The 18976-nt window shown below is 40.8% G+C and carries 17 protein-coding genes; 12 read left to right on the forward strand and 5 right to left on the reverse strand.

What is annotated here, in order from left to right:
• Positions 1–7 precede the first annotated feature (7 nt).
• The 6 genes from PESP_RS18430 (at position 8) to PESP_RS18455 (ending at position 6309) form a co-directional block, all read left to right on the forward strand.
• A complete protein-coding gene (locus PESP_RS18430; protein WP_089349478.1) occupies positions 8–1531 on the forward strand; it encodes a mannitol dehydrogenase family protein in 1524 nt (507 codons plus the stop codon).
• A gap of 2 nt (positions 1532–1533) precedes the next feature.
• A complete protein-coding gene (locus tag PESP_RS18435; RefSeq protein ID WP_089349479.1) occupies positions 1534–2451 on the forward strand; it encodes a carbohydrate kinase family protein in 918 nt (305 codons plus the stop codon).
• A 545-nt stretch (positions 2452–2996) separates the two neighbouring features.
• On the forward strand, positions 2997–4463 hold the full coding sequence (locus PESP_RS18440) for a carbon starvation CstA family protein (RefSeq protein WP_089349480.1): 1467 nt from the start codon (positions 2997–2999) through the stop codon (positions 4461–4463).
• Positions 4464–4542: 79 nt separating this feature from the next.
• Entirely contained in the window at positions 4543–5235 is a 693-nt protein-coding gene (locus PESP_RS18445) for a cupin domain-containing protein (RefSeq protein WP_089349834.1), read from the forward strand.
• Positions 5236–5431: 196 nt separating this feature from the next.
• The gene (locus PESP_RS18450; protein WP_024032784.1) at positions 5432–5812 is read left to right on the forward strand and encodes a SpoIIAA family protein; all 381 of its coding nucleotides are present in this window, start codon (positions 5432–5434) and stop codon (positions 5810–5812) included.
• Between the two features lie 155 nt (positions 5813–5967).
• A complete protein-coding gene (locus PESP_RS18455; protein ID WP_245852311.1) occupies positions 5968–6309 on the forward strand; it encodes a nuclear transport factor 2 family protein in 342 nt (113 codons plus the stop codon).
• Positions 6310–6461: 152 nt separating this feature from the next.
• On the opposite strand, the gene PESP_RS18460 is transcribed toward PESP_RS18455, so the two are convergent.
• From PESP_RS18460 to PESP_RS18470, 3 genes are all read right to left on the reverse strand, one after another.
• Positions 6462–7409: a carbohydrate kinase family protein gene (locus PESP_RS18460; RefSeq protein ID WP_089349481.1), complete on the reverse strand. Its 948-nt coding sequence runs from the start codon at positions 7407–7409 to the stop codon at positions 6462–6464.
• 111 nt (positions 7410–7520) lie between these two features.
• Complete coding sequence (locus PESP_RS18465) at positions 7521–9911, reverse strand: TonB-dependent receptor domain-containing protein (RefSeq protein ID WP_089349482.1); 2391 nt, start codon at positions 9909–9911, stop codon at positions 7521–7523.
• A 163-nt stretch (positions 9912–10074) separates the two neighbouring features.
• Positions 10075–11292, reverse strand: coding sequence for an MFS transporter (locus PESP_RS18470; RefSeq protein WP_089349483.1), 1218 nt, complete (start codon positions 11290–11292; stop codon positions 10075–10077).
• A gap of 172 nt (positions 11293–11464) precedes the next feature.
• On the opposite strand from PESP_RS18470, the gene gtfA reads away from it, so the two are divergent.
• A complete protein-coding gene (gene gtfA, locus PESP_RS18475) occupies positions 11465–12943 on the forward strand; it encodes a sucrose phosphorylase (protein ID WP_089349484.1) in 1479 nt (492 codons plus the stop codon).
• A gap of 56 nt (positions 12944–12999) precedes the next feature.
• Here gtfA and PESP_RS18480 read toward each other — a convergent pair whose 3' ends face one another.
• Together PESP_RS18480 and PESP_RS18485 are read right to left on the reverse strand one after the other, a co-directional pair.
• Positions 13000–14031: a LacI family DNA-binding transcriptional regulator gene (locus PESP_RS18480; RefSeq protein ID WP_089349485.1), complete on the reverse strand. Its 1032-nt coding sequence runs from the start codon at positions 14029–14031 to the stop codon at positions 13000–13002.
• Between the two features lie 79 nt (positions 14032–14110).
• Positions 14111–15007 carry an AraC family transcriptional regulator gene (locus PESP_RS18485; protein WP_089349486.1) on the reverse strand — a complete coding sequence of 299 codons (897 nt, stop codon included), beginning with the start codon at positions 15005–15007 and terminating at the stop codon, positions 14111–14113.
• A gap of 162 nt (positions 15008–15169) precedes the next feature.
• On the opposite strand from PESP_RS18485, the gene exaC reads away from it, so the two are divergent.
• From exaC to PESP_RS18510, 5 genes are all read left to right on the forward strand, one after another.
• Positions 15170–16690, forward strand: a complete 1521-nt coding sequence (gene exaC, locus PESP_RS18490; RefSeq protein WP_089349487.1) for an acetaldehyde dehydrogenase ExaC — start codon at positions 15170–15172, stop codon at positions 16688–16690.
• Positions 16691–17151: 461 nt separating this feature from the next.
• Complete coding sequence (locus PESP_RS18495) at positions 17152–17466, forward strand: CC0125/CC1285 family lipoprotein (protein ID WP_089349488.1); 315 nt, start codon at positions 17152–17154, stop codon at positions 17464–17466.
• Between the two features lie 125 nt (positions 17467–17591).
• Complete coding sequence (locus PESP_RS18500) at positions 17592–17885, forward strand: hypothetical protein (RefSeq protein WP_089349489.1); 294 nt, start codon at positions 17592–17594, stop codon at positions 17883–17885.
• Between the two features lie 118 nt (positions 17886–18003).
• Positions 18004–18378: a hypothetical protein gene (locus PESP_RS18505; RefSeq protein WP_089349490.1), complete on the forward strand. Its 375-nt coding sequence runs from the start codon at positions 18004–18006 to the stop codon at positions 18376–18378.
• Positions 18379–18404: 26 nt separating this feature from the next.
• Positions 18405–18905 carry a hypothetical protein gene (locus PESP_RS18510; RefSeq protein WP_089349491.1) on the forward strand — a complete coding sequence of 167 codons (501 nt, stop codon included), beginning with the start codon at positions 18405–18407 and terminating at the stop codon, positions 18903–18905.
• Positions 18906–18976: the final 71 nt, after the last annotated feature.

Consider the following 18976-nt stretch of genomic DNA (forward strand, 5'->3'; position numbering starts at 1 on the left):
CCGCACCATGACTCAACACCAGCACACTGACGCTCTTGTTAAAGGGCTAAACCAACAGAGCTTGGCAGATATGCCAAGCCATGTAGATACACCAGACTACGACCGCAGTAAGCTAAAAGCGGGTATAGTTCATATTGGTGTGGGCGGTTTTCACCGTGCTCACCAAGCCGTGTACGTTAACGAGCTTTTAAAAACGCCAGGTGCTGAGCAGTGGGGTATTTGTGGTGTTGGCTTACTAGAAGGTAACCGTGGTCTGCGCGATATTTTAAAGCAGCAAGACTACCTTTATACGTTAACGGTAAGACACCCAAACGGGCAAATAGATAACAAAGTTATTGGCTCTATGATTGACTTTTTGTTTGCCCCAGAGGACAAGCAAGCGGTTATTAATAAGCTAGCGCATAGCGATACGCACATTGTGTCGTTAACTATTACCGAAGGCGGTTATAACTTTAACCCGGTAACGGGTGAGTTTGATTACTCAAACCCAGACATTATTAACGACATTAACAACCCGAACGACCCAATCACCGCGTTTGGTTACATTACTGCTGCGTTAAAGCTGCGTAAAGAACAAGGCCTTGATGCGTTTACAGTACAGTCGTGCGATAACATTCAGCACAACGGTAATGTAACGCGCAAAATGCTACTTGCTTTTGCAGCTGAGCAAGACAAAGAATTAAGCGAGTGGATTGCCACTAACGTTACTTTTCCTAATGCAATGGTTGACCGTATTACACCTGTGTCTAAAAAGAGCGATATTGACTACGTTGTTGATGCTTACGGTGTTAGCGATGAATGGCCAATTACATGTGAATCGTTTACTCAATGGGTTATTGAAGATTCATTTTGCTGCGGACGCCCAGCATGGGATAACGTTGGCGCACAATTTGTAAGTGACGTAACACCATACGAAACCATGAAAATTCGTTTATTGAATGCAGGCCATTCGGTACTGGGTTTACTGGGTTCTGTACATGGCTATGGCACAATTGACGAAACAGTATCAGATCCTTTATTTGCAAAGTACCTACGTGCGTTTATGGATAAAGAAGTAACGCCTAACCTAGAGCAACTAGAAGGCATTGACCTTGAAATCTACAAAGACACACTGATAGAACGCTTTGCTAACCCAAACATTAAAGACAGCTTATCGCGTATTTGTTCAGAAAGTGCAGCTAAGTTACCTAAGTTTTTAATTGCCACTATTAACGAAAACCTAGCGCAAGGCCGTGATGTATCACTTGCTACATTGGTTATTGCTGCATGGTGTTTTTACAGCGACAAAGAAACAGATGAGCAAGGCAATAGCCTTGAAGTAATTGATGCAATGCAAAGCGAGTTACATGAAGCCGCTGCTAAAACGGCTACTGATGACCTTGCATTTTTATCGCTAACAAGCTTATTTGGCGATTTAAACACGCAAAGCGCATTTACGTCTCACTACAAAAACAATGTAGAAGCGTTATACGCACCTGCGAGCAAAATTAAAGCAATTATGAATAACGTCCTTGAGCCTAAAGGTAACTAATAATGAGCATTTTAATTGATTCTAAACAAGGTAAAGACGTAAGCGTAAGTTGCTTTGGCGAAGTGCTATGGGATTGTTTTGCAAACGATAAACGTTTAGGCGGCGCACCACTTAATATGTGTGTACGTATTAACTCGCTTGGCATTAAAGCCGACATGATAAGTGCAGTAGGTAACGATGAGTTAGGTACTGAATTATTAGGCGAGATTAAAAACAAAGGCGTAAGCTGCGAATACATTGGCGTAAATAACGACAAAAAAACCAGCACAGTTCAAGTTACTCTCGATAAAAGTGGTTCAGCCAGTTACGAAATAGTAGCCGACACTGCGTGGGATAACATTGAGCTTACTGACTCGCTTATTGAAAAAGTAAAAGCCAGTGATGTATTTGTATTTGGTAGCCTAATTGGCCGAAGCGAAGCCTCACTTGCTACGTTAAACCAGTTGGTTGATGTGGCTAACTTTAAAGTGTTTGATGTAAATTTACGTGCACCGCATTACACGTTAGATACGCTAGTAGATTTAATGAACAAAGCCGACTTCATCAAATTAAACGATGAAGAGCTTTACGAAATTGCCAAAGCAATGGGCTGTAAGTTTCATTCACTTGAGCAAAATTTAGCGTTCATTGCAGAGCAAACTAACACCGAATACCTTTGTGTAACCAAAGGCAGCCACGGTGCGCTACTCACTATTAAAGGCGAAAATTACTATAACTCAGGTTATTTAATTAGCGTTGTAGATACAGTTGGCGCAGGGGATTCGTTTTTAGGTTCGTTAATTTATCAGCTTTGTAGTAGCGATTGTGCCCAGCACGCTGTTGATTTTGCTTGTGCCGTAGGCGCTATGGTTGCAGAAAGCGCCGGTGCGACACCTACATTAACGCATGAACAAATTAATGAGTTTATGAGCCCAGCTTAATGTAACAAATCACAGTTACACCCAATCATTGTGTGTGTAAGCGGTTTTACTTTTATAGTAAAGCCGCTTTTTTTTGCTTTAATTTTTATTTATTAAGCCGCTTAGATTAAGTGTTGAGCAAGGTGCATAAAAAGTGACTTAAAAGGACTAGGGTCTGTTGACCTTTGCATGTTGGAATTTGTTCAAACTAGGGGCGGTTTAATCGCGACGCAAGGTTTGTAACCTAGTGGGCTAAGTAAAAACCGAGTAACAAAGAGTAAATTGCCCCTAGACAGAACCCGAAGGGCTGCGCCTGTTTGGCATTAATGCTACGTTATCGCCTACTTATGGGGAATAACCACACCACATACGCTCTGCCTTGGCTAAATACCAAACAGGCTGCTGCAAATTCAACCTTGAAAGGTCTACAGACCCTTGTGTATTAGCTATTCGTCTTATTGTGGGGTGATTAATCCTTTGTTAATGTTCGTCGATTATTCACGGATTGAAAGGCGGGGCGTTAATTACACGCTCTATACTCCAAATACAAAAGAGAAACGTGCTTTATGATCATCTTTTTTATCTGCATCACAATTTTAATACTGGGATATAAGTTTTATAGCCCATTCGTTGAAAAACAAGCAGGTATGGACACAACAGTTGATACACCGCAAAAACGCTTTAGCGAAGGTGTTGACTATGTAGCCATTCACCCTGTGCGTGCATTTTTAATTCAGTTTTTAAATATTGCCGGCGTAGGCCCAATATTTGGCCCAATTTTAGGTGCGCTTTACGGCCCAGTTGCCTTAGTGTGGATTGTGCTAGGTAACGTATTAGGTGGTGCGGTACACGACTTCTTCTCGGGTGTGATGAGCATTAAAGAAGATGGTAAAAGCTTACCAGAAATAGCAGGCCATTATTACAACGTAGTATTTAAAGGCTTTATGCTGGTATTTACTGCCATGCTGTTATTTTTTGTAGGCGTTGTATTTATTATGAGCCCAGCGGGCTTATTAAGTAACCTAGATGTGTTTGAAGGCACTTTTTTAGCTAACAATACATTTTGGGTTTTGGCCATTTTAGCTTACTACTTTTTAGCAACGTTACTGCCAATTGATAAAATTATCACTAAATTTTACCCATTATTTGGTTTATTAATGATAGTAATGACCACGCTAATTGCTGGTGCGTTATTACTTGATGCACCACACTTGCCGGTAGCTGGCGACTTTTTAGCGTACTTTGAAGCCGACCACGCGCACGACTTTTTAGAGCCAAACCCAGATGGCTTACCAACGTGGCCGTTACTATTTATTACCATTACTTGTGGTGCTATTAGTGGCTTCCACTCTACGCAAGCGCCTATTATTGCTCGTTGTTTAACAAACGAAAAATACGTGCGTCCAGTATATTATGGCGCCATGATGTGTGAAGGCATTGTAGGTTGTGTGTGGGCACTTGCTGGTATTGCTGCATTCCCAGAAGGTTACGCTGGCTTAAAAGCATTGCTTGACCAAGGTGGCCCTGGCTTAGTGGTTAACCACGTAGCAAATAGTTACTTAGGTGTAATGGGCGGTATTATGGCGATTATTGCTGTTGCGGTATTCCCAATTACATCAGGCGATACAGCGTTTCGTTCACTGCGTTTAACGGTTGTAGATGCCTTTAATATTCCGCAAAGTTTACGTAACCGTTTATTGTTAGCCATTCCTATTTTAACAATTGCGTTCTTTATGACTAAATTAGATTTCTCAGTGATTTGGCGCTACTTTGCGTTTTCAAACATGTTGCTTTCAACAAGCGTACTATGGCTTGCTACTAAGTACTTGTTTGATAGACGTGCCTTTCATTGGATCACAAGCGTACCTGCTGTAATTGCAACGGGCGTTACTATTTCGTACATAATGACCGCTGCAATTGGCTTTAACTTATCTGCTGGTTTAGGTAAACCAATTGGTGCTGCGGTAGTAATTATTGGCTTAATTGCTTTAGTGTTTGTACACTCTAAACATAAAAAGTTAGATGTAGCATAACAGCTTAAAAATTTAAGGAAGCGAGCTTACTAAGCTCGCTTTTTTTATGCGTAAAAAAGCAAAACTAAAGGGTGTAAAGATGAAAATAGCTGCCGATTTTTCAAAGCGTGTCGTTGTTCATAGTGAGCAGCTTGATTGGATCCCTTCGCCAATGGCCGGAGTAGATAGGCGCCCACTTGATAGAGTAGGGGCTGAGGTTGCACGCGCTACAAGTATTGTGCGCTATGCACCAGGGAGCGAGTTTTCACCTCATGTGCACACAGGCGGCGAAGAATTTGTAGTACTAGAGGGCGTATTTCAAGACGAACATGGGGATTTCCCCCAAGGGTCTTATATTCGTAACCCACCTCAGTCAAAGCATAAGCCAGGGTCACAAAATGGCTGCGTTATATTTGTAAAGCTTTGGCAATTTCAACCACAAGATAGAGCCCACGTGCGCTTACAAACAAAGTACATGGGCAACGTGCCGCACGCTGTATTTAAAGGGCTTGCCATTACACCGCTTTATAAAGATGACTTTGAAGACGTGAGCCTATTGCACTTTGAAGCCGGTGCCAATATGCAAATTAGAGCAAGCGGAGGAGCTGAACTACTGGTGCTTGAAGGCGATATTCGTGAGCAATCAGACACACTAACAAAGCACAGTTGGTTAAGGCTGCCTATTAATAGCGAGCTTAATATAACCGCAGGTAAGCAAGGTGCAAAAGTATGGCTTAAATTAGGCCATTTAACCGATGTAAATAAGCAAATTGAGCGTGTGCAAAAGGCTTAGTTATTGCCTTTATTTAGCCGTATTGTTTGATTTAGTTCAGTACTAATTAACTTAATAGGGTGTAGTTTTATAGCTTAAGTCAGTCAATGTTTGGTATTTGTAAGTAGTTACTACTAACTTAAATAGAACAATTTAAGCCCTAGATCCAAACAACAGGCTGTAAATATTTTAAGCGCACCCAGTTAAGGAGAGCAGCATGGTACACACAACACATGGTTTATCTATTGGTATTGAACGCGCAGGCCGAGAATTCTTTTTAAAATTAAAAGCAGTGGGTACACTCACCCATGAAGACTATAAAGTCATTACCCCCATGATCGACTCTGCCCTTGGCGAGGTTAAACACCCTATAGCAAACGTGCTTATTGATGCCAGCGAGCTAGAAGGCTGGGAGCTTCGAGCCGCGTGGGATGATTTAAAGCTTGGCGTAAGACACTCAAAAGAATTTAATAAAATTGCTATTTATGGCAATCAAGAATGGCAAGCTCGCATGGCTAAAATAGGTAATTGGTTTATCTCAGGCGAGGTGCAATACTATGAAAACGCCACCGCCGCCATCGATTGGCTAGATGAATAGCTTGATTGAAAAAGTTTAAATTAAAGCACTCTTATAGAGTGCTTTTTATATAAAGGAGTGTTATTAAGTATTTGAATTTGCTTTATTTCAATTGTTAAAGCTGCTTAATTAAAATACACTTCTTAGTATTAATAAAACTACACATTATAATAACAATGAAACATGTACTTGCCCTTTTTGTATTACTCATATTTTCTACATCAATACATGCAAAAGACAACACTATATTTACGCCCGTAAGCGATTTATTTTTAGCTGTTTCTAACTTTGATCACGCAAAAATGCGCGCAGCCGTTGACGATTCATTTCTACTTTTAGAGCACGGTGAAGTGTGGACCATTGATGACTTTGTAAATGTTGTTAAGCCCGCTGATTACATCAGAACGAATTATTTTAGTGTTATAAATTCGCGTGTAGAAGGAAACGTTGCGTTTATTAATTACTGGAATAAAGCCAATTTTAAAACGCCGATAAAAACGGTGACATTTATTGGTTAGAAAGCGTGGTTGTATCAAAAGTGGGTGACAAATGGCTATTATCGCAAATGCACTCAACCCGTTTACCACAAGGTGAAACACCTAAAGGCGTTACTTTTATTAAGCAATAATTATAAATTAGGTTAAGCCCCGCTATTTGGGGCTTTAACTGTTTATATTACATCAGCTAGCACTGGTAATGCCGGAAAAGCGCCTTTAGCTAAGCACGCTTTAGAGCCACATTTAAGCGCAAAATGCAGAGCATCTTTTATGCAGGTTTCATCATTTAGTTTATCTGCCAGCACTAAATTACTCCCTAAGTTATTTAAGTAGTATAAAACCCCCGCTATAAAAGCATCACCCGCGCTTGTTGTATCTACGGCGTTTATTTTTGGTGCAGCCTCGTTAAGTGTAAATGCGCTGTGGTAAACCTTGGCAGGCTCTGGGCCATCGGTTAAAAACACCAGTTTTACCCCCGTATTTAATAATGTTTGAATGTAATCATCGCCCGATGTTTCACTATGTTTTGCTAAAAAATTAAGTTCATCGCGCGAAAGCTTAACTATGTCGCAATAGTGGTAACAAGCTTGTACATTGCTTGCTATATCATGGGTGTTTTCCCACAAGCTGTAGCGTAAATTAACGTCAAAACTAACGAGCTTATTATGCGTTTTTGCAAGTTCTAGTGCTTTAACCGTTGTGTTGGCTATGGCAGGGTCGGTTAGGGTGTTTGAACAAAAGTGAAGAGTGCTTATATTTTGCCAATTTATATGCGCTAAATGCGCTTGGGTTAATAATACATCGGCCGTGTTATGTCGATAAAAGCCAAAACTGCGCTCGCCTGTTTCATCAAGGCTGACTATTACCATAGCGGTTTGTGAGCCCGCAATGGTAAATAAATAGTCTGTGTTTACATTGTATTGTGCCAGTGCATTCGTTAATTGATTGGCAAAATGATCGTCACCTCTACCACCACAAAATGCAGCTTCACCGCCGAGTTTTGCATAGCCAACAGCAACATTTGCAGGTGCACCACCGGGGATTGGTAAATATGCTGAGTTATGGGCATCTTGTGGCAGCATATCAATTAATAGCTCGCCTAAGCACAGGAGTTTGGTCATTTGGAATATCCTAAAAAACCCAGCAAAGCTGGGCTAAAACATGAAGGGGGTTATTTATTCGTACTTTAAAAGGCGCTACAGCGATGACTCACTGCAGCGCAATACACACATTTAGTTAAAAGCGTATTTTAAAGTAACCGACGTAGTACGGCCGTTAATTGTACGGGCACGAATAATGTCGTTTTCAGGTACTGATCCTTCTTCAGCTTCTGTAATACCCACTGTATCGAATAGGTTGTTTACATTAAGCGCAAGGTTTAAGTTTTCTGATAAGTCGTAACTTACAAACGCATTTACTTGCGTGTAGCCGTCAAACTTAAGATCGTTATTATCTTGAGCGTAAGCATCAGTTGTACCAATAAAGCTTACTCCCGCCGCGCCTTTATCGTAGCTGTAACGCGCCATTAGTGAATAAATTAAATCCGCTTGACGACGTGGTGTGTTACCTACAACTTCAGGGGTTAGCGCATCTTTTGCAATTTCAGCATCGGTCCAGGTAAAGTTACCTCTAAAGTCCCACGCATCCATAAAGTAAGTTGACTCAACTTCAATACCTTTAGCTTCGTATTCGCGGTCGAAAAAGGTTTGCGATGTTGCTTCAAAGTTTTGCTCTTCTGTTTCTGCGTAAAAAGCCGTTGCAAATACTGAGAACGAATCAAAACGTTTTTTCACGCCTACTTCAAACTGGTTTACTTCATCTACTGCATCTTCATCGGCTACGCTGCCGTCACTGCGCACTTTACCAAATAATAAACGGTCAGCATTGGCACGTCCGCCCCTACTAATACGTGCAAACGTAGCAAGGCTTGGGTCAATTTGGTAGTTAGCACCCACAGAATAAGATGAGTAGCTCCAATCGTAATTTACTGGGCTTGCGTTAGCTGTATCAATACCAGCTACGTTTTGTTCAGGAATAGAAATAGTGCCATCGCGGTTCATATCTACTGTTGAGGTTACGGCACCTGCGTAATTACCGCGTGCTTCACCGCTGTCGTAGCGGGCGCTGGCATCAATGCTTACATCGCCAAGCTTTGTTGAAAACGCAACATATGGGGCACGAGTATCGTACTCTGTGTCGTAATCGCGCTGACAACAGTTACCCCAGTAAGGTGTGCCATAAGCATATAAACCATTTTCTGAATATTCAGTGCCATCGGCAGCCGTTACATTTAAAAGCGCTGCGTTGTCGCCTTTAAGCTCCATTAAGTATGAGTTCCATAACCAAGACATTGCAATGTTTTGCGTAGAGGCAAAGTAACCAAAGGTTAGGCTAGTGTCATCACTAAACGATTTAGTTAGTTTAAAGTCGTTAACAATAGAGCCAAAGTCGTTAAGCGTTACATCAAAGGTGTGAATACGCATCGCAAGGTCATCGTTAAATGCTGCACCGGTATTTGCGTTGCTAAGTGTTGCACCAACACCGCCAATACTTTGTGCAATAGATGATGCACTGCCTACCTCTGCAGGGATTAGCGAGTTGAAGTTGCCGCTAATTGATGATTTACGAAAACGGTTTTCTATACGCCAATCGTTATCTAAATCAAATACGGCTTCAAAGCCTACCGCATCTACTTTAGGGTTCATGCCATTGCGTAAGTCGCCACTGCTAATTTGGTTTTCGCCATTTAAGCGCACAGTTTTAGTAAACAAGGCTGAATGCGGTGTATCTGATTGTGCATCAAATCCTGAAATAGAATCACCGTTTGAGTACATAGGCATAGGTAAGTAGCCTACGCTTTTGTCGTCTAGGTGCTTGTAGTAAAGGCGTACGTAGCCGTTTTCAAAATCTTTGGTAAGGTTGGCTTTAATTTGGCCACCTTTATTTGATGTGTAACCGGTTTCGCGCGGGCCTTCGCCTTGGCGTACAAACCCACCTACATGAAAACGTACGCTATCGGTTAAATAGGTGCCGTATTCAAAGTCGGTGCGTACACTGTCGTAATCAAGGCCAACAGTAGTAGATACGCTGCCCGATTCGTTTTCGCCGTTTTTAGAAATAAAGTTAATAATGCCGCCAGGTGCATTACTTGCCGAGGTGGAGGCCGAGCCACCACGAATTGATTCGATTGTTTGTACTGTGTTATCAAGGCGCATAAAAATATCAGCGTTACCAAAGGCAACATCACCAAACTGCATAACAGGCAGGCCATCTTCTTGCAGTTGTAAAAACTTAGCGCCACCCGATGCTACAGGTAAACCACGCACTGCAATGTTAGCGTTACCTTCGCCGCCTGTTGATTCGGCGCGAACACCCGGAATAATTCTAAATGCTTCAGCCGTTGAGCGAGGTGTAGACACCTCTACTTGTTCAAGCGATAAACTGCTTACTGATGAACTTGACGCCATAATAGTTGTTCGGCGAGGTACACCGGTAACAACAATTGTTTCAAGGCCCTTGTTGGCTTGCACTTTGGTTTTTTGCTCATCTTGTGCATGAACGCCTTGGCTTACAGCAAGTGCCAAAGCACTGATTAAATATAAAGGTGTGTGGTGTGTTGTCATGTTAACGCCTCATTGTGTTGTGTGAGTTTGTTATTTTTACTTAATCGATTAAGTAAAAATAACAAATTTTTTACAAGAAGCAAATTATTTTTGTGTGTAATTTGCTCTTACTTTGCTTTCGTATTGATTTATAAAGTGTTTTTAATAGAGGTTTAATGGCTATTTATGCACTTTTAGTTAATGCATTAGCTGCAGGGTCGCGGTAAAAGTTATAAAGCATGGCTAAAAACAATATCACAGCAAAGCCTGTTGCTAAGTAAAAACCGTAGCGTACGTGGCCAAAGTAATCACTTATCACGCCCATAAATAAAGGGGCCAGCGCGGCCGAAAGCGCGGTAAAAAATAAAATCACACCCGCTACTGCACCATGTTGCGCAACAGGAAAGCACGATATACCTTTCGAGTTTAAAGTAGGGTAAACCATCGACATAAATAAGCCAGAAAGCGGCAGTAAGCCCACAGCCCAATCAACGCCACCCACTAAAGTGCCCACATAACATAGCGCGATACCTAAACTTAAATAAGCCATAACTCCTTGCCAGCTAAAGTGATTTAAAAGCCATACAGCAATAAACCGTCCAGCAGCACGCAATACAAAAAATATCGTAAGCGCGTAGGTTGCAAGTAACGGCCAAGAGCCTGTGTAATCTTTTAAAAGTGTTGGCATCCACACGTAAATAGCAACCTCGGTCGCCACATATAAGGCAATTGCCAATGAAAAACCAAGGGCGTACGGGTTTTTAATCATTTTCATGGTGGTGGCGAGCGAGGCTGGCTTTTCTGTGCTTTTAACAACGCTAGGGTAGTCGGCGCGCCAAGCCATTAACGCTAAAATTAAACACATAACACCGGCAATAATATAAAGGTAAGTCCAACTTACGTTTTGAGTAAGCAGTACGCCTACCAGCGCAGGGCCAACTATAGCGCCAATTCCAAAAAAGCCTTCTACTTTATTCATGGTTTTGGTGTGCTCTGCGTTACTCGCTGATATATCGCCAAGTAGCGCTAATGCGCCCGTTTTAAATAAACCTATGGCAAGCCCTATACAGCAAAGCAAAATTAAAAATACCGAAAAACTGTTACTAAAGGCAAACAAAAAACAACTACCCGAAAAAATAAGTAAGCCCAGCATTATGGTTTGCTTGCGGCCTAGGCTGTCGGCTAAAAACCCTAAAAATAAGCCGCTAAAGGCAATCAGTGCCATAGGTGCGTAATGAAAAGCACTGGCTTGGGTCATGCTTAAACCAAAATCTGTGATTAACTCGGGGATGATCATACCGACCGCATCAGAGGTCATCGCAAACATAAAAAACATCATGTAAGTGAGTATTCGTATTCGCTGCATTGGGTCGCTTTGCGTGTGTGTGTTTAAATTTGTCATGTGTTTTTCCTCGTTATGGCTCAAGTTATATTAATAACTCAATCACTTACTATGGTTAGTATTACGTGAGCCACAACTTTTGTATGTAAAATATTTAAAAATTACTTGTAAAATTGTACGTGCTAGTTAAAGATATATCTTAATCGATTAAGTTTCAACACGGTAATCACACATGATGAAGAATAAAGTTCAATTGATCACATACGCTGATCGAATTACAGGTCAAGATATAAACGCACTTACAACACTATTAAAAGGTTCTTTAAAGGGCGTATTTGGTGGCGTGCACCTACTCCCTTTTTATAATCCTATTGACGGAAGCGATGCGGGTTTTGACCCGATTGATCACAGCGAAGTAGATTCTCGCATTGGTACATGGGGCGATATTCAAGCACTGGGTGAAAACCACGACTTAATGGCTGATTTAATCGTTAACCATGTATCGGCGCAGTCATATCAGTTTCAAGATGTGCTAGCAAAAGGTAAGCAATCAGAATTTTGGGATTTGTTTTTAACAAAAGAAGACGTTTTTCCAAATGGTATGAGCGAGCAAGAGCAGCAAGCTATTTATCGCCCGCGTCCAGGGAGCTGTTTTACACCAATGCAGTGTGGCGACGGCCAAACGTATGACTTTTGGACCACGTTTACCGATAACCAAATTGATATAAACGTAAAAGTTGAAGCGGGTATAGCCTATTTAAATAACGTATTAACTAAGTTTTCTGAAAATAACGTAAATATTATTCGTTTAGATGCAGCGGGTTACGCAATTAAACAAGCCGGTACAAATTGCTTTATGCTAGACGAAACCTTTGGCTACCTAGATAACCTCTCAAAGCAAGCAAACGAGCTTGGCATGGAAACCATTGCTGAAATTCATAGCCATTACCAAACACAAGTAGAAGTAGCAAAGCGTGTAAACATGGTTTACGACTTTGCATTACCGCCGCTTATTTTACACAGCTTATTTAATAACGATGTAGAAGCATTACTTAAATGGTTAGCTATTTCACCACGCAATTGCTTAACCGTTCTAGATACGCACGACGGCATAGGCATTATTGATGCAGGCCCAATGGGCGACAAGCCAGGCCTTTTAAATGCACAGCAAATAGATACGCTTGTAGAAACCATGCATGCCAACAGTAACAACCAAAGCCGCCAAGCTACGGGGGCTGCTGCCAGTAACGTTGATTTATACCAAGTAAACTGTACGTATTACAATGCATTAGGCGCTAACGACTTAGATTATTTAATTTCGCGTGCCATACAGTTTTTTGCACCTGGTGTGCCGCAAGTATATTACGGTGGTTTATTTGCCTGCGAAAACGACATGGATTTGCTTGCGCGTACCAATGTGGGCCGCGATATTAACCGCCCGTATTTAGATGAAAATGTAATTGACTCTTCACTCAATAAACCTGTTGTTAAAGCGCTTATTGAATTAATTAAAATTAGAAATGAACACCCAGCATTTGGAGGCGTATTTAATTCATATGGCGGTGAGGGTGTGTGTAGTCTTTCGTGGCAATTAGGCGATCAAACTATTTTATTAACAGTTGATTTTGAAACGCGCGCAGCTCTAATTACAACACTTGTTGGCGAAAAACAAACAACAATTAATTTAGAAACTTTGTTAAACCAAAGCTAAATTTTAATAAAAAAAACCAAGCTATTATAGCTTGGTTTTTTTATGCGCTGAATTAGTTAACCGCTTGCGCCAATATCTAGCTCGTAACTTACATCACATATTTTTTCTTCTTTTGATATAAATAGCTCGGCGGCCATTACGCCTTTTTCTTGGCTGTTTTGATGAATAGTGGTTAGGCGCGGCACAAAACGAGCGGCTTCATCTATTCCGTCAAAACCGACAATACGCAGTTCTTCACCTATTTTTATACCTTGTTTTATCGCTTCTCGCATGGTGGCAAGGGCAATTAAATCACTCATACAAATTATAACGTTAGGGCGAGGGGAGGCACTTAACACCTCTTTAGCAGCAATATTGGCAAAGCGCTCGCTGCTTTCGGGTATATTCCAAATACGGTCATCAGCTACTGTAATATTTGCCTCACTTAAAGCACGTTGATAACCCCGTAAACGTTGGTGCGAAATAGATTGCCCCGTTTCAAATTCGTGATGCTCATACACGCGACACAATACGTTTTCATCAAGTAACCTTAGTCCTAAAATCGCGACTTTATCGGTTTGCTTTTTTAAAACATGTTTGGCTATTTCGTAACTAGCTTGCTCGTTATTTATATTTACTGAGGCGTTGCGGGCTATATCAAAATCAATAGTGACCACATGTTTAGATACCGTTTTTAACTGTTCAACTAATGCGTTATTACGAGGGCGGCCATAACAAATAAAGCCATCAACAAAGTCGACCACGCTGTTAAGGTTATCGCTATTTCCTGAAAACAATAAAACATTGATGCCGTTTTTTTCAAGCACCGAGGTTACACCACGCATAAAGCTGCTGGCCACAGGGTCCGACACCATATATTCCACGCTATCGGGCAGCACTAACGCCACAATATTAAACGTCCCACTGCGAAGCGATTGCGCGGCTTTATTTGGCCCGTAATAGCCCAAGGTTTTACACGCTGCAAGAATATCGTCTCGGCGTTTAGCCGATAGCTGATCAGGGCGATTAAACGCATTAGAGACTGTTGCGTTAGACACACCTAACTCTTTGGCAATACTTTTAAGGGTCCAACGTGTTTGTTTACTCATACCAATTCTTTACTCAATACTCATGTTAATAAACTAACATATTCAGGGCGTTAGCAAAGTAAAAAATGAGGTTTTAGCCTTAATGTCGGCACTCTTTAGGCGCAATGCCAAAGGTTTGTTTAAATAGACGACTAAAGTGGCTCGCGCTATTAAAACCAACATCAAAGCACACTTGGCTAATTGCATGGCCTTGCAGTAATTGATTGCGCGCTTTTTTAAGTCTTAACTGTTGCTGCCAAAGAGCTGGGGTAGTGCCAAATGCAAGTTTAAACTGATTATAAAATTTACTGCGGCTCATGCAGGCTATTTTGCACAAGGTGTTTATGTCGAGCGTTTCGTTTAAGTGCTCTTCAATGTAAAGCAGTGCATCGCTTATTTTTGTTTTAAGGCGTATTTTACTGCAATTAGCGAGTAATAAATCGCGACTTTGTTGTTGTAACAACCGGGTGATTAATTCGTTTAACGATAAATCAATCAAGTAATGCCGCTGGGCACCTTGTTCGCTAAATAAATGCACCATGCGCTCTAATAATTGCTGTGTTTGACTATTATGTTGGCTATGCACCAATTGCGGGACATATTCGAACAGGCCGCCCTCGCATGCAAAGTTTTGTTGCATGTTAAGCGCATCTGTCACAGTGTTTATTTTATCTTTACTAATTTCAATCGCTAAACACGTAGTTGGAGCGTGCATTGATGCCTGTGGAAAATCAATTAATACACCTTGCTCTGGCGCTAATACAAACGACTCGTGTGGTAAAAATGCTTTATGGTATTGGCTACTTTCTACGTGCATTACTTTTTTACCGCTGAGCATGGCACAAAATAGTAATTCGTTTGAATGCAGTGCCACCTTTTGTGCGCTTTGGTACGTGTCGTAAATGCTCAATTCACTATTATCTGCCGCAAACGTGACTTTATTTTCTATTAAAACATCAAGTTGTTGGCGTTTTTTGTTTAACTGAGATGTGTGCATATCAATCCTTTAGTTTTTTATTAGTGTGGACTCACAGACAACTTTTGTGGACAGCTAATCAAGTTTTTAGGTGCTCGTTAGGCTAATGTCGATTAAATATAAAGCATTTTGTTTTATATAAATGTTCGACCTTTAGCTAACAACAATAAAGAGAGCACACACATGATATATGCAAATCCAGGCAGCGATGGCGCACTCGTAAACTTTAAAAAACAGTACGGTAATTATATTGGCGGGGAGTGGGTAAAGCCTGTAAACGGCCAGTACTTTGATAATATAAGCCCGGTAAACGGTAAGGTATTTTGCCAAATACCTCGCTCCGATAAAGACGATATAAACCTAGCACTCGACAAAGCGCATGCAGTGCGAGAGCAATGGGGCACAACCTCAGTTACCGAGCGCAGTAATATACTGTTAAAAATAGCCGACCGAATTGAGCAAAACCTAGAGTTACTGGCTGTTGCCGAAACATGGGATAACGGTAAAGCCATTCGCGAAACACTCGCGGCTGATATTCCGCTCGCGGCCGATCATTTTCGCTACTTTGCAGGGTGCCTGCGCTCGCAAGATGGCAGTATTGGCGAAATTGACGAAACCACGGTGGCATATCATTTTCATGAGCCGTTAGGTGTGGTTGGGCAAATTATCCCGTGGAACTTCCCTATTTTAATGGCCGCATGGAAACTTGCACCCGCACTTGCCGCTGGTAACTGTGTAATTTTAAAACCAGCAGAGCAAACACCGGCCTCTATTTTAGTTTTAATGGAAATTATTGGTGACTTACTGCCTGCAGGCGTACTCAATATTGTAAATGGTTTTGGTAAAGAAGCAGGCGAAGCACTGGCCACAAGCAAACGCATCGCTAAAATTGCATTTACAGGTTCTACACCTGTCGGCTCTCATATTTTAAAATGTGCTGCTGAAAATATTATCCCTTCAACGGTAGAGCTTGGCGGTAAATCGCCCAATATATTTTTTAATGATGTAATGGAAAAAGACGACGCGTTTTTATCAAAAGCTATAGAAGGTGCCGTACTTGCTTACTTTAACCAAGGTGAGGTGTGTACCTGTCCATCAAGGTTGTTTATTCAAGAAGATATATACGAGCAGTTTATTGAGCGGATACTCGAACGTACCCAACAAATTAAACGCGGCAATCCACTCGACAGCGAAACCATGGTGGGCGCTCAAGCTTCAAAAGCACAGTTTGATAAGGTACTTAGTTACATAGACATAGGTAAAAAAGAAGGAGCAGAGGTACTTACAGGTGGCAATGTAGAGCAGCTAAATGACGATTTAAACGGCGGTTATTACATACAACCTACGCTGCTTAAAGGCACAAACAACATGCGTGTGTTCCAAGAAGAAATTTTTGGTCCTGTTATTTCTATGTCGACCTTTAAGGATGAAGCCGAAGCACTCGAACTTGCCAACAGCTCAGAATTTGGTTTAGGTGCAGGGGTGTGGAGCCGTAACATGAACCGAGCTTATAGCATGGGGCGTAAAATTGAAGCTGGTCGAGTGTGGACTAACTGTTACCACATGTACCCAGCACATGCCGCATTTGGTGGTTATAAAAAATCAGGAATAGGGCGCGAAACACACAAATTAGCACTCGATCACTACCAACAAACTAAAAACCTATTAGTGAGCTATAGCGAAGATCCACTCGGCTTTTTTTAACAAAGCAGTTCAAACTTAAACACAACAACCATTAAGTAATGAGGGCGCTGCATATTTGTAGCGCTTTTTTATTTAGAGTGCTTTTATTTCACAGTGCTCACAACACTACTTTAAGCGTGTTGTAATATATAAGTACAATACCAGCTGTATTCAAAACGTTAAAACCTAAGCGTTTTAAATAACTCATTACCTGCGTTAAAAAACGATTTTATGATATTAACTTTTTATAAAAGTTGCTTTAAAAACGTGCAGTGATTTATTTATTGTCGGATATTACTGATCTCCCCCATTTTGGTGTGTTACAGCATTTATGGGAATTTATTTGTAGTTAACTAATTGTTTACACGTGGTTATTTGCTGGCTAAGATAAATGCATTGTAATATAGGGACATTTGTCGCTTTATAAAACGACAAATGTCGTAGACAAAGTTGTTAGCATTCAAATCGAGTATGGAGTAAAAATGAAGTATTTAGCCTTAATTACAGGATGTGTATTATTAACTGGATGTGCAACAGGCTATCAAGCACATACTTGGTCTGGTGGTTACAAAGATAAAGAATTAGGCGAAAACAATTATATGGTTGAGTACTATGGGAATGGTACAACTTCAACTGAAATGCTTAAAACCTTTTGGAGTAAACGTGCTTCAGAATTGTGCCACAATGGTTATGATGTAGTGAGTGAAGATAAAGGAAAAACCGATGGCGGTATTTTCCTTGGTGGTATCACTTCTATAGATCACCCTTGGTTAAAAGCTGAGATTCAGTGCAAATAAATGCTAACAAGAACTTCAAACGGAAAAAATACAGTTGGCTGTTTTCACTCCGTTCAACATTTTAGCCAACTAAATTTTTCCGCTTAAGTAGGCGTTATCTAGCTTGAAGGATAAGGAAATTCACAATGCAGAATAAACTAGCCATGGCCTTAGGAACTCTTCCTCGATACCTAGCATTTCAGTTGTTTTTCCTTACTTATGTGCTATCTATCTTTATCCATGCATCTGAACCGTCTCCTAAAATTTATCAAACTGGGATGTTTTTTTATCTTCTCCCTTTGATGATGGCTATGGTAGTAACGTACTTTGGCTACATGACTGCTAGAAGTGGAAGCGTAAGCAAAACACAGTATTTACAAGCATGTGGAGTTTTTGTGCTCTACGGATTTATCTGGCATGCTCTTTTTAACGCTACGTAACAACTCAATTAATTGATTCACTTCGTGCGCTGGTAGGCATACACGCAGGGCGGCTGCGCCATTATGCTTTGCGTGCCTACGCCCGCTATTGAAAAATTAACTATACAAGGAGATCCCAGTGTTTGCCCAGATGAAAAAGGCAATGTCAAAAGGCATTTGGCATTCAATAGCGGTAATAATAGTTTTGCTTGTTGCTGGACCAGAGTTCATGGTGAGTATGGAACTTTTGGCCATGGTAGAAATGTTAGGTGCTTCAACTTTTGTTTTAATGTATGTTTCAGGCTTAAAACTATTTTTTGCTAAACTTTTAGTTAAATATAGACACTTTGAGCGCCACTCAATCCTAATTATCCCTACAATAGAGAATCTAAGGCAAATGCCTTCATTAGTTTTTCATGCAATACCCGAACGCACTTTTATCGTATGTTATTTAGTTCTTATTATTACTAGTGCGTCAGTAATGTACACAGGTACGCTAATAAACGCTTCTTAAAGGAGTGTTAGATTACTAAGGAAGTTATGCGTAAGTTTATAAATGTGAATAAGCAACGGCAAAAGGTATTGGAAGTTCAATTTCCAAAGCTTATCGACTTAGCTCAAGTTAACGAAACTAAAGAATATACTTATCTTGCTATCTCTATTTTTGATCATTGGCTTACTCAAGAGGAGTCAAAGGAACTATTAGGTGAGCTTGACACAAACGAAATTGAACGAAGAAGCTTAATATTTGATAAATTTAATCAGCTTTTATCCCAAAAGACTGAGATTTTAACTTTTCGTTTTGGTGGAAAAAATGGTGATAAACCTAAGTTTAAATCATTTTCATCGCCAGAAGCGCAATCTTGTTACTTTAGACAAACTGATACGGGAATGTATCAAGCTATTTTACCAGCGTTAAAAGCCGTTTACTTTGAGGGTTATGACGACACTAACGTTTTTTATTTACGAGATTTGGCTGTTAAATCATTCATTGAGTCTTGTGCAAATGAAGTCGGTTTGCATTGTTTGGAGCATTGGTAGCCCAACTAAAAATCAACGAAGGACTTAAAAGCGTGGCTTGAACTCCAGCCGATACTGTCATTCATAACTTT

The sequence above is a fragment of the Pseudoalteromonas espejiana DSM 9414 genome, assembly GCF_002221525.1.
Lineage (GTDB): Bacteria > Pseudomonadota > Gammaproteobacteria > Enterobacterales > Alteromonadaceae > Pseudoalteromonas > Pseudoalteromonas espejiana.

Excerpts from the sequence above, each read along its gene's own strand:
- PESP_RS18430 (WP_089349478.1), top strand. The coding sequence starts at position 8 with ATGACTCAACACCAGCACACTGACGCTCTTGTTAAAGGGCTAAACCAA.
- PESP_RS18435 (WP_089349479.1), top strand. The coding sequence starts at position 1,534 with ATGAGCATTTTAATTGATTCTAAACAAGGTAAAGACGTAAGCGTAAGT.
- PESP_RS18440 (WP_089349480.1), top strand. The coding sequence starts at position 2,997 with ATGATCATCTTTTTTATCTGCATCACAATTTTAATACTGGGATATAAG.
- PESP_RS18445 (WP_089349834.1), top strand. The coding sequence starts at position 4,543 with ATGAAAATAGCTGCCGATTTTTCAAAGCGTGTCGTTGTTCATAGTGAG.
- PESP_RS18450 (WP_024032784.1), top strand. The coding sequence starts at position 5,432 with ATGGTACACACAACACATGGTTTATCTATTGGTATTGAACGCGCAGGC.
- PESP_RS18455 (WP_245852311.1), top strand. The coding sequence starts at position 5,968 with ATGAAACATGTACTTGCCCTTTTTGTATTACTCATATTTTCTACATCA.
- PESP_RS18460 (WP_089349481.1), bottom strand. The coding sequence starts at position 7,409 with ATGACCAAACTCCTGTGCTTAGGCGAGCTATTAATTGATATGCTGCCA.
- PESP_RS18465 (WP_089349482.1), bottom strand. The coding sequence starts at position 9,911 with ATGACAACACACCACACACCTTTATATTTAATCAGTGCTTTGGCACTT.
- PESP_RS18470 (WP_089349483.1), bottom strand. The coding sequence starts at position 11,292 with ATGACAAATTTAAACACACACACGCAAAGCGACCCAATGCAGCGAATA.
- gtfA (WP_089349484.1), top strand. The coding sequence starts at position 11,465 with ATGATGAAGAATAAAGTTCAATTGATCACATACGCTGATCGAATTACA.
- PESP_RS18480 (WP_089349485.1), bottom strand. The coding sequence starts at position 14,031 with ATGAGTAAACAAACACGTTGGACCCTTAAAAGTATTGCCAAAGAGTTA.
- PESP_RS18485 (WP_089349486.1), bottom strand. The coding sequence starts at position 15,007 with ATGCACACATCTCAGTTAAACAAAAAACGCCAACAACTTGATGTTTTA.
- exaC (WP_089349487.1), top strand. The coding sequence starts at position 15,170 with ATGATATATGCAAATCCAGGCAGCGATGGCGCACTCGTAAACTTTAAA.
- PESP_RS18495 (WP_089349488.1), top strand. The coding sequence starts at position 17,152 with ATGAAGTATTTAGCCTTAATTACAGGATGTGTATTATTAACTGGATGT.
- PESP_RS18500 (WP_089349489.1), top strand. The coding sequence starts at position 17,592 with ATGCAGAATAAACTAGCCATGGCCTTAGGAACTCTTCCTCGATACCTA.
- PESP_RS18510 (WP_089349491.1), top strand. The coding sequence starts at position 18,405 with ATGCGTAAGTTTATAAATGTGAATAAGCAACGGCAAAAGGTATTGGAA.